17 protein-coding genes are annotated in these 20,655 nt (G+C 37.3%); 8 read left to right on the top strand and 9 right to left on the bottom strand.

Features of this window, described 5'->3' with window-relative positions:
• Positions 1-204: 204 nt before the first annotated feature.
• Positions 205-1,749 carry a xanthine permease gene (locus ABC255_RS24220; protein ID WP_412997501.1) on the top strand — a complete coding sequence of 515 codons (1,545 nt, stop codon included), beginning with the start codon at positions 205-207 and terminating at the stop codon, positions 1,747-1,749.
• Positions 1,750-1,768: 19 nt separating this feature from the next.
• Positions 1,769-2,218 (top strand): nucleoside deaminase, encoded by a 450-nt coding sequence (locus ABC255_RS24215; RefSeq protein WP_412997500.1) that lies wholly within the window; start codon positions 1,769-1,771, stop codon positions 2,216-2,218.
• 49 nt (positions 2,219-2,267) lie between these two features.
• Here ABC255_RS24215 and ABC255_RS24210 read toward each other — a convergent pair whose 3' ends face one another.
• Entirely contained in the window at positions 2,268-3,137 is an 870-nt protein-coding gene (locus tag ABC255_RS24210) for an alpha/beta hydrolase (RefSeq protein WP_412997498.1), read from the bottom strand.
• Positions 3,138-3,544: 407 nt separating this feature from the next.
• On the opposite strand from ABC255_RS24210, the gene ABC255_RS24205 reads away from it, so the two are divergent.
• The 6 genes from ABC255_RS24205 (at position 3,545) to ABC255_RS24180 (ending at position 12,166) form a co-directional block, all read left to right on the top strand.
• Positions 3,545-5,092, top strand: coding sequence for a xanthine permease (locus ABC255_RS24205; RefSeq protein WP_412997496.1), 1,548 nt, complete (start codon positions 3,545-3,547; stop codon positions 5,090-5,092).
• Between the two features lie 102 nt (positions 5,093-5,194).
• Positions 5,195-6,376 (top strand): ankyrin repeat domain-containing protein, encoded by a 1,182-nt coding sequence (locus tag ABC255_RS24200; RefSeq protein WP_412997494.1) that lies wholly within the window; start codon positions 5,195-5,197, stop codon positions 6,374-6,376.
• Positions 6,373-7,350, top strand: coding sequence for a carbamate kinase (arcC, locus tag ABC255_RS24195; RefSeq protein ID WP_412997493.1), 978 nt, complete (start codon positions 6,373-6,375; stop codon positions 7,348-7,350). The genes ABC255_RS24200 and arcC overlap by 4 nt, the downstream gene beginning before the upstream one ends.
• A 359-nt stretch (positions 7,351-7,709) precedes the next feature.
• A complete protein-coding gene (locus ABC255_RS24190) occupies positions 7,710-9,179 on the top strand; it encodes an amidohydrolase family protein (RefSeq protein WP_412997492.1) in 1,470 nt (489 codons plus the stop codon).
• Between the two features lie 124 nt (positions 9,180-9,303).
• The gene (locus ABC255_RS24185) at positions 9,304-10,869 is read left to right on the top strand and encodes a glutathione ABC transporter substrate-binding protein (RefSeq protein WP_412997491.1); all 1,566 of its coding nucleotides are present in this window, start codon (positions 9,304-9,306) and stop codon (positions 10,867-10,869) included.
• 73 nt (positions 10,870-10,942) lie between these two features.
• A complete protein-coding gene (locus tag ABC255_RS24180; RefSeq protein WP_412997489.1) occupies positions 10,943-12,166 on the top strand; it encodes an amidohydrolase in 1,224 nt (407 codons plus the stop codon).
• 112 nt (positions 12,167-12,278) lie between these two features.
• Here ABC255_RS24180 and ncs1 read toward each other — a convergent pair whose 3' ends face one another.
• From ncs1 to ABC255_RS24140, 8 genes are all read right to left on the bottom strand, one after another.
• Positions 12,279-13,709: an NCS1 family nucleobase:cation symporter gene (gene ncs1, locus ABC255_RS24175; RefSeq protein ID WP_412997487.1), complete on the bottom strand. Its 1,431-nt coding sequence runs from the start codon at positions 13,707-13,709 to the stop codon at positions 12,279-12,281.
• Between the two features lie 12 nt (positions 13,710-13,721).
• A complete protein-coding gene (locus ABC255_RS24170; protein WP_412997485.1) occupies positions 13,722-15,035 on the bottom strand; it encodes a sodium:solute symporter family transporter in 1,314 nt (437 codons plus the stop codon).
• Positions 15,032-15,724, bottom strand: a complete 693-nt coding sequence (locus ABC255_RS24165) for a response regulator transcription factor (protein WP_412997484.1) — start codon at positions 15,722-15,724, stop codon at positions 15,032-15,034. Before ABC255_RS24165 ends, ABC255_RS24170 begins: the two co-directional genes overlap by 4 nt.
• Positions 15,725-15,742: 18 nt before the next feature.
• Positions 15,743-16,492: a sensor histidine kinase gene (locus tag ABC255_RS24160; RefSeq protein ID WP_412997482.1), complete on the bottom strand. Its 750-nt coding sequence runs from the start codon at positions 16,490-16,492 to the stop codon at positions 15,743-15,745.
• Positions 16,493-16,591: 99 nt separating this feature from the next.
• Positions 16,592-17,584 carry an ABC transporter ATP-binding protein gene (locus ABC255_RS24155; protein WP_412997480.1) on the bottom strand — a complete coding sequence of 331 codons (993 nt, stop codon included), beginning with the start codon at positions 17,582-17,584 and terminating at the stop codon, positions 16,592-16,594.
• Entirely contained in the window at positions 17,584-18,600 is a 1,017-nt protein-coding gene (locus ABC255_RS24150) for an ABC transporter ATP-binding protein (RefSeq protein ID WP_412997478.1), read from the bottom strand. The genes ABC255_RS24155 and ABC255_RS24150 overlap by 1 nt, the downstream gene beginning before the upstream one ends.
• Positions 18,601-18,616: 16 nt before the next feature.
• Entirely contained in the window at positions 18,617-19,537 is a 921-nt protein-coding gene (gene nikB, locus ABC255_RS24145) for a nickel ABC transporter permease (protein ID WP_412997476.1), read from the bottom strand.
• A gap of 14 nt (positions 19,538-19,551) precedes the next feature.
• On the bottom strand, positions 19,552-20,406 hold the full coding sequence (locus ABC255_RS24140; RefSeq protein ID WP_412998622.1) for an ABC transporter permease: 855 nt from the start codon (positions 20,404-20,406) through the stop codon (positions 19,552-19,554).
• Between the last annotated feature and the right edge of the window lie 249 nt (positions 20,407-20,655).

Genomic DNA, 20,655 nt, shown 5'->3' with positions numbered 1-20,655 from the left:
TTTTAAAAGATTAAATTTCAACTCTTATCTAGGACATATTTTAGGCAAAAATTATCGTTTAAACTGCCTAAATGAATACCTTTCTTTTTGGTTTAGTTAGCCAATGACCAACAAGGGATTTAAATATAAAATTCATTGTGTAACCGCTTACTGAAACGTATTACTTTATCCAACAAACTAATTCATATTTAGGGGTGAAATGAAATGGCTCAAAAAATCCAATTTTGGAAAAAAGGGGACTTTGCCGCTTCCTTCGGTTTATTTGTTAATGTTTTGACAGACTTTTTGGTTATGATTTCATTATTAATCGGAGTAGTTGGTATGCCAAAAGAGTTTGTTTTTAAACAAATTGTTCCTGGCTTTGGATTTGCTGTATTGATATCTGGCACTATATTTGCTTATTTTGCTTATAAATTGGCTAAGCAAACAGGTAGAAAGGATGTTACCGCATTACCGTCAGGGTCAAGTTCACCTGGTATTTTTCTTATCGTATTTGTGATTATGCTGCCTCTATATCAACAAACACAGGATGCTGCTTTCACCACCACTGTCGCAGTTATTTGGGGATTTATTGAGGCTGCCATATTATTTTTAGGAGCATTCCTGGGTGAAACGATTAGAAAGATTGTCCCAAGAACGGTATTGCTGGCAGCCTTGGCAGGTTTGGCATTTGTATTCTTGGGTATGAACCCAATGCTGCAATCCTTTGAAATGCCTATAGTGGCATTTGTAGCTTTAATCATCATCTTCATAAACTGGCTAAGTAAACATCCAATATTAAAGAAAATACCTACCGGTTTATTATTGATCGTAGTTGGTACGGCCATTGCTTGGATAGCTGGATATCAAAATCCTGCTGATGTTACGGAAGCTCTAAAATCATTCGGCTTTAATCCTCCAATGTTACATTTAAATGGGTTTGCCGACAGTTTTAACGCGGCTTTGCCATATTTATTAACTGCTGTACCTTTAGGGTTAGCAAACTACATTTTTAACTTGGAAAATGTAGAGGCTGCTGCTGTTAGCGGAGATGAATACAAAACTCGAGATGTTATGCTTGCAAACGGTTTTTCTACTTTAATAGGTGGCCTTTGTGGTAATCCATTCCCGGTAACCGTATATGTAGGACATGCGGGTTGGAAAGAAGTTGGAGCAGGTTTAGGCTATTCCATTGCTAGTTCTGTTGCGATATTCTTATTATCGATTTTCAGTCTTATGGGACTTTTGCTAGCTGTTGTACCAATTGCTGCTATCGTTCCGATGCTCGTGTTTATTGCGATTGTAACAGGGCATCAAGTTGTCAAAGAAAGTCCGAAATTTGAAGCTCCAGCAATCTTTGTATGTTTCTTTCCATGGGTTGCGAACTGGGCACTTGTTGCTGTTAATAATGCACTTTCAGCTGCTGGTATGTCTGTAGGGACAGCTGACAATCAAGTATCTTCACTAGCTCTGCATAATGCTGGACTTTTCTACGATGGCTTGGTTGCTCTAGGTAATGGTGCCCCTATTTCGAGTGTTCTTTGGGGGTGTATAGCTGTATTTACGATCCGTAACACGCCTATTGGAGGCATTATTGCTGCAGTACTAGCATCTGCTTTAACTTTTATTGGTGCAATTCATACAAGCACTATCGGACTTGCACAAGCAACTGCTATGCCTTTCGTTTGGGGATATCTGCTAATTGCTGCATTCTTAGCGTATAAACTCTATGTAAATAAGAAGGATAATATTGGTCCAGTTACAGAGTGAAAATAGGAGGAAATTTGATATGGATTATATGAAATTAGCTGCAGATGCAACACTTGTTGGAATGGCCAATAAAGTTGGGGGGCCATTCGGTGCAACAATCGTACGCGGTGATGAAATTATCGCTGTAGTAAGCAATACAATGATGAGAGATACTGACCCATCTGCTCATGCTGAAATGGTTGCTATTCGTGAAGCTTGTAAAAAGTTAGGAACAATGGATTTATCTGATTGTGTGATCTATGCAACTTGTGAACCTTGTCCAATGTGTGTCTCTGCCATTATTTGGACAGGAATTAAAGAAGTTCAATATTGTAACACGAGCGCAGATGCTGATAAATATGGCTTCTCTGATATGCATTTACGTAAGTATTTATCCGGTGAGGATAAAAGTGTGCTCAAAATGGTTAAAGTAGAGCAAAGAGAAGATTGTGATTATTTGTTTGAGTTTTTCCATAAATCTAATAAATAACAAAAATTAAATTAAAAAGCCCAGCTTAGATTTATAAGCTGGGCTTTTTTTAACTCATATGGGTTTTTAAAAACTCTATGACTTGTTGTAGTGCATTTTGTACAATCGGTTCATGGAAGTTTTTATCAAATACATGGTCACCATTTGGAATCGTAATAAGTCTTGCTTCAACCGATTGTTTAATAAGGGCAGCTCTCATAAATACTGACTGTTCGTATGGTACATCGGTATCCTTCGTTCCGTGTAATAATAAAGTTGGTGGAAATTCCTTTGTAACATTACGATTCGGGCAGAATGGATAAAGATCTTCTTTATTACTTTTAGGATTTACCCCTGAAATTTCTTCAATCCAAACTCCATTCTGTCTCGCATAAACATAAAATAAAAACCGTTCTTCAACCGATGCTTCAGTTACGATACAATCTGTGATCAGCTTATAAGCGAGTTCCTTTGAAACTGAGTCCTTTTGACAATAAAATTTACTGGGACTAGCAGCCCAACTCCCAACAAGATCCCCGTATCCATAAAAAGAAACAATTGCACGAGGTTTAAGAGTAAATGTTCCAGTAGAAAGAGCTAAAAAACCGCCGGCGGAACTTCCTACAACAGCAATTTTCCTCGGGTCTATTGAAAATTGTTTTGGTCCTTCTGATTGAATCCAATGGATAGCATCTTCGATATCCTTAAGAATTTCTGACAATTTTGTTGCAGGAGCAAGCCTATAGTCGATTGAAAATAGTGAGAATCCATTGTCGGTATAAAGATTGATCATTTCTTCACTTATTTCTTCTCTTGTTCCCCAAATTAAACCGCCGCCATGAATATAGATGACAACAGGGGCATTTTTTTTGAAAGTCCCATAAAAATCTGCCTTTATTGAGAAATTTCCATTTTTTTTATAAACAACCGTTTTTTTCACTTTCTTTTACACGTCCTATCTAAATTATTATTTCAGTTAATACTAAAAAAAGTAGTCAAATAATGCAATAAAAAGATTGTGCAACTTAAACAAATAATCCTACTGTTTTCAAGTATTTCTAATTCTCTAGTGAGGACATATTTTGTACAAAGATTATTGTATAACTTGCCTAAATGAATGTCTTTCTTTTTGGTATTGGTAGCCAATGACCAAGAATGGTATTCCAACTAAAATGTAAAGTGTAAGGGGTTACTAAATGTAATTATTTCTCTTCTAGACTTATAAAAATTCAGCAGAGAAAACAAGTTTCTCTGCTGCAAAGGAGGAAAATGAAGTAGAAGAGTATGAAATAATGTTAACAATTTTTTACATCCAACAAACTAATCTTAATTTAGAGGTGAAACATAATGGATCAATCAATTAAATTTTGGAAAAAAGGGGACTTGGCTGCTTACTTCGGCTTACTCGCTAATAACTTAACCAACCTCCTAACCATGATGTCGTTATTAATTTTTGTTGTCGGTATTCCGTCAGAAGTCGTTTATGGAAAAATTGCCCCAGCTTTTGGAATGGGGATATTTATCGCAAGTTGTGCTTATGGACTTTTTGCTTATCGACTAGCTAAAAAAACGGGCAGAACTGATGTAACAGCATTGCCCTCGGGACCAAGTGCGCCGTCTATATTTACGGTAACATTTTTAGTTATTTTACCAGTCTATACTCAAACGAAAGATTATGAATTTGCCATTGGAATTGCACTAGTATGGTGTTTCGTAGAAGCAATGATTCTGGTAGTGGGTTCACTATTAGGTGATACGATCAGAAGAATCATACCTAGAACAGTATTATTATCATGTTTATCTGGTCTTGGCCTTTTATTATTAGCGATGAACCCTATGTTACAAGCGTTTGAAGCACCGATGATCGCTTTTTCCGTATTAATCATTATCTTCATTAACTGGTTTGGTAAATCACCGGTCTTTGCAAAAATTCCAACAGGGTTTTTATTGCTTGCGGTGGGTACAGGGATTGCTTGGGCTTTAGGTGTGATGGAGCCTGGTGCAATTTCACAATCTTTATCATCTTTTGGATTCAATCCTCCATCGTTAAATATTGATGGTTTTATGCAAGGGTTACCACATGCACTTCCATATTTGGCTTCAGCTATACCACTTGGCCTTTCTAACTATGTATTTGACTTAGAGAATATTGAAAGTGCAAGTACAGCAGGAGATGAATATGAAACAAGACAAGTTATGTTAACAAATGGTCTTGCATCATGTCTTGGTGCTGCATTTGGTAATCCATATCCAGTAACTGTATATGTTGGACACCCAGGATGGAAATCAATGGGCGCAGGTATTGGTTATACAGTAGCAACGGGTATATCGATGTTAGTTCTTTCGCTTTTCGGTATAGGTGCATTTTTATTAGCAGTCATTCCTGTCTATGCCATCGCTCCTATCCTTGTTTATATCGGAGTTGTAACAGCAAACCAAGTTGTTCGTGAAACTCCGAAACTCGAAGTACCGGTTATCTTTATTGCATTATTCCCATGGATCGCAAACTGGGCTCTTACTCTTGCGAATAATGTACTTGGTGCAGCTGGAACTGCTGCTGGAACTGTTGGAATTGATAAGCTTGCCAGTAAAGGGGTTTATTATGAAGGATTGACTCATTTAGGAAATGGTGCACCGATTGCCAGTCTTTTATGGGGATGTATAGCGATATTTGCTATAAATGATAAACCGTTACGTGGCGCTGCCGCTGCAGCAGTAGCAGCCGTATTGTCAATCGTAGGATTTATTCACTCTCCGACAGTCGCATTTGCTAAGGGTGCTTCTGTAGAATTTTTCTTTGGCTACCTAATGATTGCAGGTATATTTGTTATCAAATATGTGATGGACCGAAGTAAGACCCAGCCAAAACCTGAAACTGGAAAAAATGCAGCATAATTAAATTGTTCGGAATTCACCTTCGATAGGTAAAGCTCTTCAGGCTCTCGAAGGTGAAATTTATTTATCAACATAGAATGGATAAAGGGGAGAATGTTTATAATGAATCAAAACTTGGAGCTGATTCTTGCAAGTGAACGTGGGGATCTAAACGCTGTTAAGCAATTATTAGAAGATGGGGCTGACGTCGATTTTAAAGACGCAGATGGCCGAACAGCTTTGATGGCTGCTACTCAAAAAAATCACCTTTCAGTCGTTAAATTCCTATTAAAAGCTGGCAGTGATGTTAATACAAGAGATATTACACAATTGACACCATTTATTTGTTCAGGTGCAAATGGTTTTCATGAAATTTTAAGCGAAATGCTTAACTATGGAGCAGATTTAAACAGTATAAACCGATTTGGCGGTACTGCATTATTGCCTTCCAGCGAAAAAGGCTATCTTAAAACCGTACAAAGATGTTTAGATGCTGGTATTCCTGTTAACCATGCCAACAATTTAGGGTGGAGCGGTCTATTAGAGGCAGTCATTTTAGGGAATGGTGGACGCTTATATTCTATGATAATTGAATTACTCGTTAAAGCTGGAGCAGATGTAAATATACCTGACAGGGATGGGAAGTCAGCTCTTCAGCATGCTAAAGATATGAAACAGGAAAAAGTAGTAAAGATTCTTACCAATGACTATGTTGAACAAAATGAAACTATTAATAGAGCAAAAGCTTTTTACTTGGATGATAAGTATGAAGAAGCGATTTCTGAAACGAATCAAGCACTCGAGAAGGATCCAAATAATTTAGATTTTTATTTCTACAAAGGCTATTCACTGCAAGAACTAATGCGTTATGATGAAGCACTCGAAGAATATAAAAAGGCGTTAGCGATTAATCCTAAAGATCTTGATTTTTATTTCTATACTGCTAATTGCTTAAGATTGATGAAGAAAACTGAAGAAGCGCTTGCTGAATACGATAAAGCATGTGAATTAGATCCTGCTGAAACCTTTTACCGTTATCATAAATCAAATTACCTTAGAGAATTAGGTCGGCATGAGGAAGCTGTAATTGAAATGGATAATCTATTAACGCTAAAACCTAATAGATATGATTTTTCATTCCATAAGGCAAACAGTTTGAGGTCACTTGGAAGGCATGAAGCAGCGATTGAGGCAATTGAAAATGCAATTAAAAACGACCCAACCAATCCTTTATATCAATTGCATAAGAACCAATCTCTTGAATTAATAAAAAAACAACTAGAATCACAGGGGGTTAACAAATGAGTAAATTAGTAATTGTTGCGATTGGCGGGAACTCCCTAGTACGGGACAATGGTCGCGATTCTGTTCAAGATCAATATGAAGCAGTACAAGAAACAGCAGTAAATATCGCAGATATGGTTCAAGAAGGTTACAATGTCGTTGTTACACATGGAAATGGACCACAAGTAGGCTTTGGACTTAGGAGGTCTGAAATTGCAAATGAGATTGCAGGTATGCCAGATATACCGCTTGTCAATTGTGTTGCAGATACACAGGGTGGTATTGGGTACCAAATTCAACAAGCATTAACAAACGAATTTACAAAAAGAGGAATAAATAAAAAAGTTGCAACGGTCATCACCCAAGTCGAAGTTGACATTAATGATCCGAATTTCCAAAATCCAACAAAACCAGTTGGTTCATTCTTTACTTTAGAACAAGCGGAGGAGATGAAAAAGGAACATCCAGAGTGGATTTTTGTAGAAGATTCCGGACGTGGTTACCGAAGAGTGGTTCCTTCACCTAAACCCATTGATATCGTTGAAAAAGAAGCGATAAAATCATTGGTAAATGCCGGTTACGTTGTGATTGCAGTTGGCGGCGGCGGCATTCCGGTTATAAAAACAAGAGATAATTCATATTTAGGTGTTGATGCGGTAATTGATAAAGATTTTGCTACCAGTCTTTTAGCGGAACAAGTCAATGCAGAGACATTAATCATTACAACTGGTGTTCCAAGAGTATGTATTAATTTTGGAAAGCCAAATCAACTCGCCCTAGAAAAAATTTCAGTAGAAGAGACAAAACAATATGTTCTTGAAAACCACTTTCCGGCAGGTAGTATGCTGCCAAAAATTGAGGCTAGCCTAAGCTTCTTGGAAAAGGGTGGAAAGAGAGTAGTGATTACCAACCCAGAAAGTTTAAAAGATGCCATTATCGAAAAACAAGGTACTCACATTGTCAAACAGATGAATACAACTCCTTGTAGACAATAATATAATAAATTGAAAGTCCGGCACTTATTAAAACAGTGCCGGACTTTGTTTTTAATATGAGTATTTACTTTTCTCTCTAAATTCCGTTGGCGATATTCCCTCTAATTTTCGAAATAATGTACTAAAATAGTTCATCATCAAGTAATAAAACATTCATTTTCATGTAGCCCCTCTGTAAAGATTCCCATGCAGCTCTATCATTTAATTTAAACAAAAGGATATTTGAAGTAAATGTAATGTAGGCAAGAAGTAGAAAAATTAAAAAAAAGAGTAATAATTCCGAAAATAATTACGGTTATCATTTTCTATAATTAAGTTATTAATCAGATATTACTAGATTGAAAGGAGACTAATAAAAAATGCTTACAAAGCTTAAGGGAAGATATGTAATTGGTTTTGATGGAGATGATCATGTGATTTTAAAAGATTCAGAGGTTGTATATGAAAACGATACAATTATTTATGTTGGAAAGAACTACCCTAAAGAAGTAGATAAAGTCATTGATGCTGGGAATGCGGTCATTAGTCCAGGATTTATCGATTTAAATGCACTGGGTGATATTGATCACGATATTCTTCATTTAGAAGCAAGCAGTGACAAACAGAAAAACCTGCTTTGGTCAGAGCGTTATGTTGAAAACGGACATCATGAAGTTATGACTGCTGAAGAAGAATCATTTAAATCACTTTATGCTTATTCTCAGTTGATTCTTCATGGGATAACAACTGCTATGCCGATTACATCCGTTTTTTATAAAAAGTGGGCGGAAACTTATGAGGAGCTAGCCGCAGCAGCCAATCACGCAGGAAGATTAGGATTAAGAATTTATTTGGGACCTAGTTATCAATCTGGGATCAGAGTCGTGGAACCGGATGGAACAATTAAGCTATATTGGGACGAAGAAGCAGGGAGGGCAGGACTTGAGCGGGCCATAGAGTTTGTTGAAGAATTTGATGGTTCCTATAATGGATTGGTTAAATGCATGCTTGCACCTGAACGGGTTGAGTGTCAAACAGAGGAAAGTTTGAAACAAACTAAATTTTATAGTGAGAAATTAGATGTTCCAATAAAACTTCATGCGGCGCAGGGAAGCTTTGAGTATCACACAATACTTGAGAAACACGGCATAACACCTATTCGATATTTGTATAATATTGGTTTTTTAGGACCAAAAACCGGAATCCCGCATGCTCATTTTATCGCCGGTTATAGTGAAACACTTAGGGGTGAGGGTGATGATCTAGCATTACTAGCAGAAACGAATACAACCGTAATACATTGTCCCTTAATTATTGGAAGACACGCTTCTGCGTTAGAATCATTTGCCAAATATAAAAGGTCAGGAATTAATTTAGCAATGGGGACAGATACGTTTCCTCCAGATATGTTTCAGAACATCCGCACGGGCAGCATGCTGTCACGATTAATCGAAAAAGATGTGAAAGACTCCACCTATGCAGATTTATATCGTGCGGCAACTCTTGGCGGAGCTAACTTCCTTGGAAGGGATGACCTTGGTAGGATTGCTGTTGGAGCGAAAGCCGATATTATTGCTATCGATTTAGACTGCTTCCATATCGGCGTGATTGATGATCCGATTCGTACGATAATCGTAAGTGGATCAGGAAGAGATGTTAAATTATCGATTATTAATGGCAGGCTGGTTATGAAAGATCGAAAAATCCCTGATCTGGATTTAGAAGAAATCAAATCCAAAGGTCAAAAATATTTTAACAAAATGAGAAAAGGATATTTAGAAAGAGATTATCAGCAGCTTCCTGAAAATGAACTGCTTCCTTCGTCGTTTAAAAACGTTGATTTCATCTAATTCCGAAAAGAAGTAAAGATATTGAAAAATAAAGTAAATAATTTCGAAACATAGTAGTCTGAATATTTTTTATAATTAGACAAGTGCACTTGCTTAATAAAACATATTCAGGGGGGTAGTGGGCATGAAAGAGAAATGGAGAATAGGAATATTTTTACTAGTCATGTTTATTGCAATCGTCATTACTGGCTGTTCTACACAAAAGGATGCAAGTACAAAGCAAAATAATAGTGAGACCGCTTCAAATGAAGGAGGTACATTAGTTATTGCTCGTTTGTCAGATGCTGAGAACCTAGATCATCATTTCATGTCGACGATCAACGCCGCAAGTGTTACCCATGGCAAGATTTATGAGGGGCTGGTTGGACGTGATAAAAATGCCGAAATTAAGCCTTTGCTTGCAGAAAACTGGAAACAGCTTGATGATTTAACATGGGAATTTAATCTTAAAAAAGATGTGAAGTTCCATGATGGAACGGTCTTTAATGCTGATACGGTAAAAGAGACATTTGACAGACTCCTAGATCCGAATGTTGGTTCACCAAGAGCGGTTGTATTTAAAATGGTAAAAGAAGTAAAGGTAGTGGATGAATTTACGGTTCAATTTATCTTATCCGAGCCTTTCTCACCATTACTATCTATTTTAGCCAGCCATGAAGGCGGTATTATTAGTCCAAAGGCAATTGATAAGTTCGGTAAAAAAAGTATCAATGAACCGAATGGAACAGGTCCATTTGTTTTTGAATCTTGGACTCCTGGTCAAGAAATTGTCTTTAAGAAGAACAAGGAATACTGGGGAACAAAGGCTAAAGTGGATAAAGTTGTATTCAAGGTAGTTCCGGAGGAAACAACAAGAATCTCCATGCTTGAAACTGGAGAAGCCCATATTGCTGAGCCGCTCTCTGTACCGATGATGTCTTCTGTAGGTGCTTCGTCAGCAGTTGAGGTATACCGAAGTGAAGGATTTGGTACAGAGTATATTGGCTTTAACGTTCAAAAAGAACCCTTTAATGATGTCCGTGTTCGTAAGGCGATCTCTCAAGCGGTTGAAATGGATTCGATTATAAAGGGTGTATACAATAATGTTGGTAAAAAGGCGAATTCATTATTAGGCTCAAAGGTCTTTGGCTACCATGCTGATATGAAAGCCTATGAATATAACCTTAATGAAGCAAAGAAATTACTTGCTGAAGCCGGCTATCCAGATGGATTCGAAACGACACTAAAAACAATGGATAGCAAAGAAAGAATCAATATGGCGGAGGTCCTTCAATCTCAGTTAAAAGGAATCGGTGTTAAAGTAAATATCCAAGTCTTAGAGTATGGAACGTTCGTTGAGCAGGCAAACAACGGGGATTCTGAGATATTTATCCTCAGTTGGAGAAACGCAACCGGTGATGCCGATTATAATCAATACAACCTTTTCCATACCAATTCTCACGGGGCATCTGGGAATACCTTCTTCTATAGTAATAAAGAGGTGGATAGCTTAATTGATGCTGCCCGTAAAGAAAAAGACCCAAATAAACGTATTGAACTATATGCACAGTCACAAGAATTAGAAATGGAAGATGCCGTATATATTCCAGTAAGGGTGATTGAAAATCTCGCTGCTGTAGCCAAAAATATCCAGGGCTTTGCAATCAGTCCATCTGGTTATTTAGAAATCAATGAAGTTTTAATCAAATAGGAAAACTGATTAGAGGGATATCCAAGTGGATCGCCCTTTTATCTTGTAACACTAATAGAAAGGATGTTTTAATATGAGTCGTACTTATTGGTTAACAAATGCCCGCTTAGAAACGGGATATATAAAAGAAAATGATAGAGTGGCAGGAACAAAAACAGAGCTATTTCACTTATTAATAGAGGATGGTAAAATCAAAAAAATAATCAAAGGATCAGTTCCTTTTGGAAATGAACTTCCTGTAGAGGATGCAAAGGGGCTACTCCTGCTTCCCTCATTTATTGAAAAGCATGTTCATCTAGATAAAACTTACATGGGTGGGGACTGGCGGGCTTGTATCCCCGCTTCAGGTGTTATTGAACGATGTGAAATCGAAAAAAATATTCTAGCAGCCATTCCTGCCAGCACACACCAACGTGCCGAGGCTTTGCTGGAAGTATTATTGTCTTATGGATCAACCCATGTAAGAACCCACGTGGATATCTATCCGGAAGCAGGATTGCGGAATTTGGAAGGTGTTGGGCTAGCATTAGAAACATATTCTAATAGGCTAAGTGCAGAGATTGTTGCATTTGCTCAGCATGGGTTACTGCGTCCTGATACTGTTCAACTAGTAAGAGAAGCAGTAAGAAACGGTGCAGGGATTGTAGGGGCGGTTGACCCGGCAACGGTGGATAATAATATCGAAGCATCATTAGTACAGTTGATGGATTTGGCTGTTGAAGGGAATGCGGATATCGACTTGCATTTACATGACCCTGGACACTTAGGAACTTTCACAATGAAACGACTTGCTTATTTAACTAAGCAAGCGGGGTGGGAAGGAAGGGTAGCAGTCAGTCATGCATTCGGATTGGGAGATGTCTCCAAAGAAGAAGCAATAGAAATGGCAGGGATTTTAAGAGAAGCTGGAATATCTATTGTAACCAGCCTTCCAATTGGACGGAATATACCACCCGTAAATCTTTTAAATGAATATGGAGTAGATGTAGCCGTAGGGAACGATAATATCTTTGATTCTTGGTGGCCTACAGGAAATGGTGATGTACTGGAGAGAGCTGGACGTCTGCTTGAACGATTCAGATGGACAGATGAGGTTTCACTTGGCCAAGCTTTAAAGTATATTACAGGTGGAAAAACTCTATTAGATAAGGATGGGAACCAGTTATGGCCAAAAGCAGGTGATGCTGCGAATATCGTCCTTGTTGAAGCAAGCTGTGCGGCTGAAGCAGTTGCTAGACGATCAAAACGTAAAGCTGTTATCTATAAAGGTAACGTAGTTTATGGTACTTTGCATTAAATACGTATTCATATAGCTTTAAAGATATTTCAATTAAATAACCAATAAATAATAGGAGAGGCTGGTTCTTATGGTTGGTATGTGACAATCATTTAGAATCAGCCTCTTCTCCCTATTCCTTTATTGCACTTAATTCAAATTGCTTATTAAAGTAATATAAAGCTAGATATAAAGGAATGGCTAGAAATATTCCTGTAAACCAAGAAATACTAGTTAACGGACCAAGTAGGGGTACAAAATTACCCATTAGGCTTATTATGCCTGCAAAGATGGTTGCTATCATAGCAGGAAGATTAATCCCGTTAGAATATCGATTGTTGTTACTAGAATATAATTCTTGTAAATTAATTTCTTTTTTACAAATTAGGAAATAATTCGTCAGTGTTACACCAATGACGGGACTTAACAATCCTCCTACAATATTTAAAAAGGCGAATATGCTTGTTGGGTTCTCCATTAGCTTCCAAGGCATAATAAGTATACCGAAAATGGTTGCAGCTAGAGCTCCTGTTTTAAAATTCAGTCTCCTCGGAAAAAGAGAAGCAAGTTGATAGCCAGCTGGTATGATATTTCCAACAATATTAACTGATAAAGTTGATAAGCAAATCGTTAACAGTGAAAGGGTAATCGCAAATCTACTATCAAATCGCTCTACCACTTCAAGTACATTCCAAATCGGAACACCAAAAGCAATCTCTGAACCCACAATGATTGAAATGCTGGCTACAGCAAATAATAAATACGTAATAAACAACCCAGAAATCTGGCCCATTGACTGATCTTTATTAGAACGAGAAAACCTAGTAATATCAGAAACACTTAGAATTTGTGCAACCCAGGTTGCCATAATTGCTGAAACACAACTTATGAAAACGAAAATACTATTTCCCTGTACTCCTCTTGAACTATGGTTTAGTATAGGTTCAATTCCACCTGCTAATTTAATGGACCAGATAGCCATTCCGCCAAAAACCACAAAAATTAATGGGGATACCATTTTTGTTAACTTCCCTAATCGATCGATACCGGCAAAAATGAATAAAACATTAATGATCCAAAAGAGTAGAAAGGAAAGGAGACTAGAAAGGGTTAATCCAAAAAAGTTGAAAATTCCGCCTAAAGATAAATAATCTGGCCAAAATTCCCCTATTAAGATACTAATGGCTAGACTGCCTGCGTAGGTTTGAAGACCAAACCACATAATCGCGGCAATAACGCCTCTTAGGACCCCCGGAAAGAGGGCACCCTTTTTTCCATAGCTTGCACGGAGCAAAATAGAGAATGGAATTCCATATTTGCTGCCAGCATGCCCATTTAATACCATCATGACTGATAGTAAAATGGAAGAAATGATAATGATAAAGAATACCTGCCAAATAGATAAGCCTAATGCAAAGAATCCCCCTATTGTTACATAGGAAGGCACGTTATGAACAGAGCCCATCCAGATGGTGAAAAATTGACCTATCTTCCATGTTCTAGCCTCAGATGGGGTGGGTAATAAATCTGGGCTATAATGGGCTTGATTTTCGATATGTCCCAAACAAACCGCCCCCTATAATACCTTACTATTATTTCTTGTAATTCTTTTATAGATTAAGACAAGTAAACAAAGAACGGTTGAAATCGTAAAGCTAAGCCATATTCCTTTAAAGTCTTCCGTTCTTGTTACAAAAATATAGCCTCCAATAGCTCCAATAAAGGATGAAAAGGGGACTATGAAAGGAAGAATACCTTTACTAAGGATGATATATAAAATTGGGCTAATAATCGCCGCATAAATATTCCCAGTGAAAAATAATAGCGTGAGCGGACTGGGAGTTAGTATACTTACGATGACAAGTAAACATACACATACTGCCCCTGAAAAAATATAAGTGTATTTCCATTTCTCATCATTTGTTAAAGTAAAAAACATTTCCATTATATTTTTTACAAAAAGGCTGGTTGTTGCGTGCAATTCTGCACTGAGGGCCGAAGCGATTGAACTAAAAATAAAGACAACAAATAGGACGATTAATATTGAAGATTGGATTCTATTGACTAATTCAGAGAACAAGGCATAAATATTTTCAAAGCTTCTGCCGAAAATTGTAATCATTAACAAGGAGGATAAAGCCAATGGGATGGTTGCCCAAATTAATCCTGTTAAGGTAAAGGTTATTTGAACCTTTTCTTTTTGAATGATAAACATTCTTTGCCATGAAGCACGGTCTATCAAAATTTGACCAAAAAAGACAAATATTGCTGTAAAAATAAACCAAAAGGCATCCGTATTCTTTATATATAATAAATAAGGATGATATAGCTTTATTCCGTCATAAACAGGATAAACTCCTTCTTGAATATAAAAGTAGACGGGGATAATAATGACTGCAGCAAAAATAAGGGTGACATTAACACCTGCAAGTTGGTGAAGGCGCTGCATGCCCCCGGCTCCTCCGATAAAAAAACAAAAAGTTAAAAAAAGCAATAACCCAATAAAATGAGGAATCGGAAAGATCATATGAATAAGAATTCCTGCGCCCATAGCTTGGACATATAAGGAATGAAAACTTGTAAGAATAAGAACTGTTATCATTAACCAATATCCGCTTGGTGTTAATTTTTGTCTTAAAACATCTCCAATGGTGTACTGACCAGGGTGATTCTCGTGGATTTTTTTTGCCAAAAAACCAAATAAAATAGAGGATAACGCCCCCACTAGTGAATATCCAATTCCACCGATAAGACCATATTTGATCAAGGTTTCCGGAGAGGATAGGATTGTATTTCCTGTTACCCATCGAGCCAATAAACTAACAACCCCAAAGCTTACTCCGAGTTTAATCGCACCACTGATATATAACTGATAATCATTCTTTTTCAATGGAATGTCTCCCTTAAGCGAAAGTCCCTTGGTGATTGTCCTGTCATTTTTCGGAAAATTTGGCTGAAATAATGCTGGCTGTTAAAACCGCATCTTTCAGAAACTGTACTAATACTTAAATCAGGATACTCAACGAGCATTCTTTGAGCTTCCTTTAAGCGAAACTCGTTTAAATACTCGGAAAAGCCCATTCCAACTTCCTCATGAAATTTTCTGCTTAAATATGCGGGATTAATATGAATTTTTGAAGCTAAATAATTTAACGTTAATTTTTCACTAAATTCGGCATGGATAATGTTTATTGCATTTACAATTTGCTCTGAGTAACGCCCTAATCTTTCATACTTGCTTAATACGCCCATTAATTCATCTTCAATAATTGGTTTGGTTATGTAATCAATGACCCCAAGTCTTATCGAAGTTTGTGCGTATTCAAAATTTTGAAAAGCAGTAACCATTATAATGTCAATCGTATAAGTTTGTGTTAATTCTTTAGCTAAATCTAATCCATTCTTACCAGGAATCTGAATATCTAGAAATGCAAGAAAGATGTCATGCTGCTTTACGATTTGGAGTGCTATGGAAGCATCTTGAGCTTTGAAAATCTTCCAGTTTGGAAATTTTTTTAGGATTAAATACTCGAGTTGCTCTAATTCTAGCGGTTCATCATCAACTAGCAGGATATTCATTCGTAATGTTCACCTTCCTTATATTTCAGATTTCAGTATAAATGGAAAAATAGCTAAAACACTTGTCCCATTGTCTGAGTAGATTAATTGTACAGATGTTTTACCTTCCGGAAATAATAACTCCAACCTTTTTGTAATGTTTTCTAAACCAAGTCCTCTTTCCGATGCCAGTTCCTCAGGTCCTTCAACCGTATTGTTCCATACTGTGATATGGATGTCTTTTTCCCGTTTTTCAATGGTTGTTTTTAAAAAGGCTTCACCAGCATATTTTTCAAAAGAATGTTTAAAAGCATTTTCTATAAAGGTTTGAATAATAAACGGGATGGTAATGGCTTGGTTTACATTTGGATCAGTTGAAAATTCATAATGAAGCCTGTCCCGAAAACGTATTTTTTGTATTTCTAAATAATAATTGACATAGGTTATTTCCTCATCGATGGTAATAAAAGTGTTAGTTGTTTGATACTTAAATTTAAGCAGCTTTGATAGAGTCTCAATCGCTCGAATTAGTTCTGTTTTTCGATCCAGTCTTGCTAAGCTTAGTATCGAATTTAATGTATTAAAAAAGAAATGAGGCTGAATTTCTTGATTCAATTGGTTGTAAAGGGCCGTTTGCAGCTCTCTTTCTAAAGCAATTTCCCGTGTTTTTTTTTCTAGGAGGTCAATTCGCTTTTCAAAAATAAATAAAAAAAGCAATGTAAATGCCCCTAATAAAGGTGCAAGAGCCGCAATCATAATATTTAGGGAGAAAGCTTCAACTGTTAACATAACCGAAATTCTCCTTTGGATGAAGAAAAAGGGAGGCTTTTGCTTCTCCCTTTTTTAATATAATATTTTACCTTATTTTCTTATTATTAGAAAATAACCTTACATGAATTTTTCTGCGTAATGACAGCTGACCATATGATTTGTATCCAATTCTCTTAAAGCTGGTTCTTCTGTTTTACATTTCTCTGTTACAAATGGACAGCGGGTATGGAATCGGCAGCCTTTTGGCGGATTAATAGGGGATGGGACGTCTCCTTTTAAGATGATCCGCTCCCGTTTTAATTCCGGATTTGGTACAGGAATCGATGATAGCAAAGCCCGTGTATATGGATGCAGTGGTGTATCAAATAAATCTTTTTTATTTGCAATCTCAACGACTTTCCCAAGGTACATAACCATGACCCGATCAGAAATATGTCTGACTACACTCAAATCGTGGGAGATAAATAAAAAGGTAAGGCCAAACTGCTTTTGAAGTTTCTTTAGTAGATTTAAAACTTGTGCCTGAACAGATACGTCCAAGGCCGAAACAGCTTCATCGCAGATTATTAGTTTGGGATTAACAGCAAGAGCTCTGGCAATCCCAATCCGTTGACGCTGACCGCCGCTAAATTCGTGAGGGTAACGGTCAAGTGCCTCTGGGGGAAGCCCGACATAGCCAAGTAGTTCAAGCATTCGATCCATTCTTTTTGATTTTTCAACTACTTCTTGGATGGCCATGGCTTCATTTAAAATTTGCTTAACGGTTTGCCTCGGGTTTAGAGAAGCAAAAGGATCCTGAAATATAACCTGTAAATCCCCTCTAAGCTTTCTCATTTCTTTCTTATTTAGTCCTAAAATGTTTGTCCCTGAATAATAAACCTTTCCATCAGTAGGTTCATCAAGTCTTAAAATCGCACGGCCTGTTGTGGATTTTCCGCAGCCAGATTCACCTACAATACTTAAAGTCTCTCCTTCGTATAGCTTGAAGGAGATGTCGTCAACCGCTTGTACATAGGCTTTAGGCTTAAAAAGGGAGTCTGTTTTAACAGGAAAATATTGCTTTAAATGTTCTACCTCTAATAATACTTTCTTATCTGCTACAGCCTGCATTATTTTACAGCCTCCTCTTTTGCATTTGCCGTCCATTGATCTGTATACATCCAGCAGCGCACCTTTACACCATCATTCTGTTCAATAAGCTCTGGCTGCAGTTGATGACAAATCGGCTGCTGATGAGGGCATCTTGAAGCAAAGCGACAGCCAGCAGGCATATTGTAGGGACTAGGGACACTGCCTTCAATCGTTTGTAATTCTTCCTGATCTTCATGAATTTTAGGCAGTGAATCTAGTAAACCTTGTGTGTATGGATGTCTTGGATTAGCAAAAATTTTTTCTGTTGGTGCATATTCAATAATATTACCTGCATACATGACGGCCACGGTATCACATGTTTCGGCAACTACACCTAAATCATGGGTAATCATAATAACCCCCATGCCTAGCTTATTTTGCAAGTCTTTAATCAACTCTAGGATTTGAGCTTGAATGGTTACATCCAATGCTGTTGTTGGTTCGTCTGCAATTAATACCTCAGGGGTACATGCAAGTGCCATCGCTATCATGACACGTTGACGCATTCCGCCGCTTAATTGGAAAGGCTCTTGTTTTGCCCTTTTTTCCGGTGAAGGGATACCAACAAGCTTTAACATTTCGACTGCCTTTTCCCACGCGGCTTTACGTCCCATTTTTTGGTGCATTCGTAACGCTTCAGCAATTTGTTCTCCAACTGGTAAAACAGGATTCAATGATGTCATCGGTTCTTGAAAAATCATCGAAATCTCATTTCCACGTACTTTTCTCATTTCATCTTCGGACATTGTAACCAAATCTTTTCCTTTAAACAGAACTTGTCCGCCCGCTATTTTCCCAGGAGGGGAGGGGATTAAACGCAGTATGGAAAGAGATGTTATACTTTTTCCACAGCCGGATTCACCGACAATTCCTAAGGTTTCTCCTTTATGCAAACTGAAATCGATGCCATCAACCGCCTTACTTACTCCGCGCTTTGTAAAGAAATGTGTTTTTAATCCTTTAACTTCTAAAATCGGTTTGTTATTCTCCGTCATTATCTTTCACCACCTGTTAATTTAATTCAATCCGTTTATTAAAGAATCGGTATAGTACATCGACAATCAAATTCACTACGACGAAAACGAGAGAGGCAACTAATACCCCGCCTTGAACCATTGGTAAATCCCGCATCCGAATCGAGTCGACAATCATTCTTCCTAGTCCATTAATAGCAAAGATTGATTCCACTAGAACAGTCCCGCCAAGTAAAGCGCCAAATTGTAATCCTACTACTGTAATGACTGGAATTAAAGCATTACGTAATCCGTGCTTATAAATAATCAAACTTTCACGGACCCCTTTAGCACGAGCTGTTCGAATATAATCCTGACGAATAACTTCGAGCATACTTGACCTTGTCATACGGGCTACAATGGCAGCCCCTCCCGCACCTAATGTCAAAGCAGGCAAGATAACATGAAGAATACTATCCCAACCCGCAACTGGGAGGATTTGAAGTTTTACTGAGAAGAAATACATTAACATTAATCCAAACCAAAAGCTCGGTAATGAAATACCTAATAATGCTACGATCATAACCGTTGTATCCTTTAGGGAATAAGGCTTAATCGCAGAAATAATTCCAGCGGCCATTCCTAAAACAATGGTTATAAGTATACTAAAAAAGGCAAGTTCAATTGTAATAGGCAATCTCACTAATATTTCATCTAAGACAGGCTGACTATTCTTAAGGGATACTCCAAAATCTCCACGAAAAACGCTCGTTAAGTAATCGAAATATTGTACCAATAATGGTCTATTTAAACCTAATTGCTCCCGTATGGCATTAATAGTTTCCTTTGAAGCTCCTTCGCCGGCAAGCAAAACTGCTGGATCACCAGGAACTAGCTGCATAATAAAGAATACGACAAAAGTTACCCCTATAATGACCGGAATCGTTTGCATTAACCGGCGTACTATAAACATCAACATCTAATATCCCTCCTCTATTTCTTCATTCTTGGATCAAAAGCATCACGTAATCCATCTCCAAAAATATTAAAACCTAATACTAATATAGAAATAGTCAGCCCTGGAAATATCGCAATATAAGGTGCAGAAAATAAGAAATCCCTGCCGCTGCTTAGCATCGTTCCCCACTCTGGAGATGGTGGCTGGGCACCAAGACCAAGGAACGATAAACCTGCTGCTGATAGAATGACGGTAGCTAGTCTTAGAGTTCCTTGTACAATAATAGGCGAAAGAATATTCGGTAAAATATGTTTAAAAATAATCGTTAAATCATTTGCTCCCAATGAACGGACGGCGTCAATATACTCCAGTCGTTTTACTTCTAAGGTTGATCCGCGGACAATCCTTGCGAATAATGGAATTGAGTACGCACCGACAGCTATGGTTACATTGATTAAACCAGGTCCAAGTGCACTAATGATGGCTAAAGCTAGTAAAATACCAGGGAATGCTAAGAGAATATCCATAATTCTCATAATGGTGGAATCGATCCATTTTCCATAATAGCCTGCTATAAGTCCCAAAATAATTCCAAAAAAGGCACCGAAAATTACAGCGGTAATTCCAATCCCCATCGAAAGTCTAGAACCATATAGGATACGGCTTAAGATGTCTCTCCCTTTATCATCTGTTCCCATCCAGTGATCTGGTGAGGGAGGTATTAATTTATTTTCTAAATTAATTTCGTATGGGTCATAAGGAGCGAGTAATGGTGCGAAGAGTGCGATAAAAACATAGAAAAGAATGATGATTGCACCGACCATTGCCGCTTTATTCATGGTTAATATAGCAATGAAATCTTTTAGTTTAGATTCTTTCGGTTGATTCATAGTTTGCGTAATTACAACTGGTGAATCTGTTTTTGCTTCAAGTGTCACGTAAAACCCTCCTTAAATTTTTTTATTTGAAAGAATGATGTTGATTCCAGCTGTCATAATCCTCCTTTCAGAAACCTATTATTTTTTTTGAGATATGTACAAAATTATCAAAATTAACAGGAAAGTAAATATTTTTTAAATTATTTGTCAAAATAGTTAAAATTATTGTAAATATTCTGTAAATATTCCAGCGAATCTTCT

The sequence above is a fragment of the Neobacillus canaveralius genome (assembly GCF_047237705.1).
Lineage (GTDB): Bacteria > Bacillota > Bacilli > Bacillales > Cytobacillaceae > Neobacillus > Neobacillus niacini_K.
Note: the sequence above shows the minus strand (reverse complement) of the source record. Positions and strands in the feature narration are given on the sequence as shown.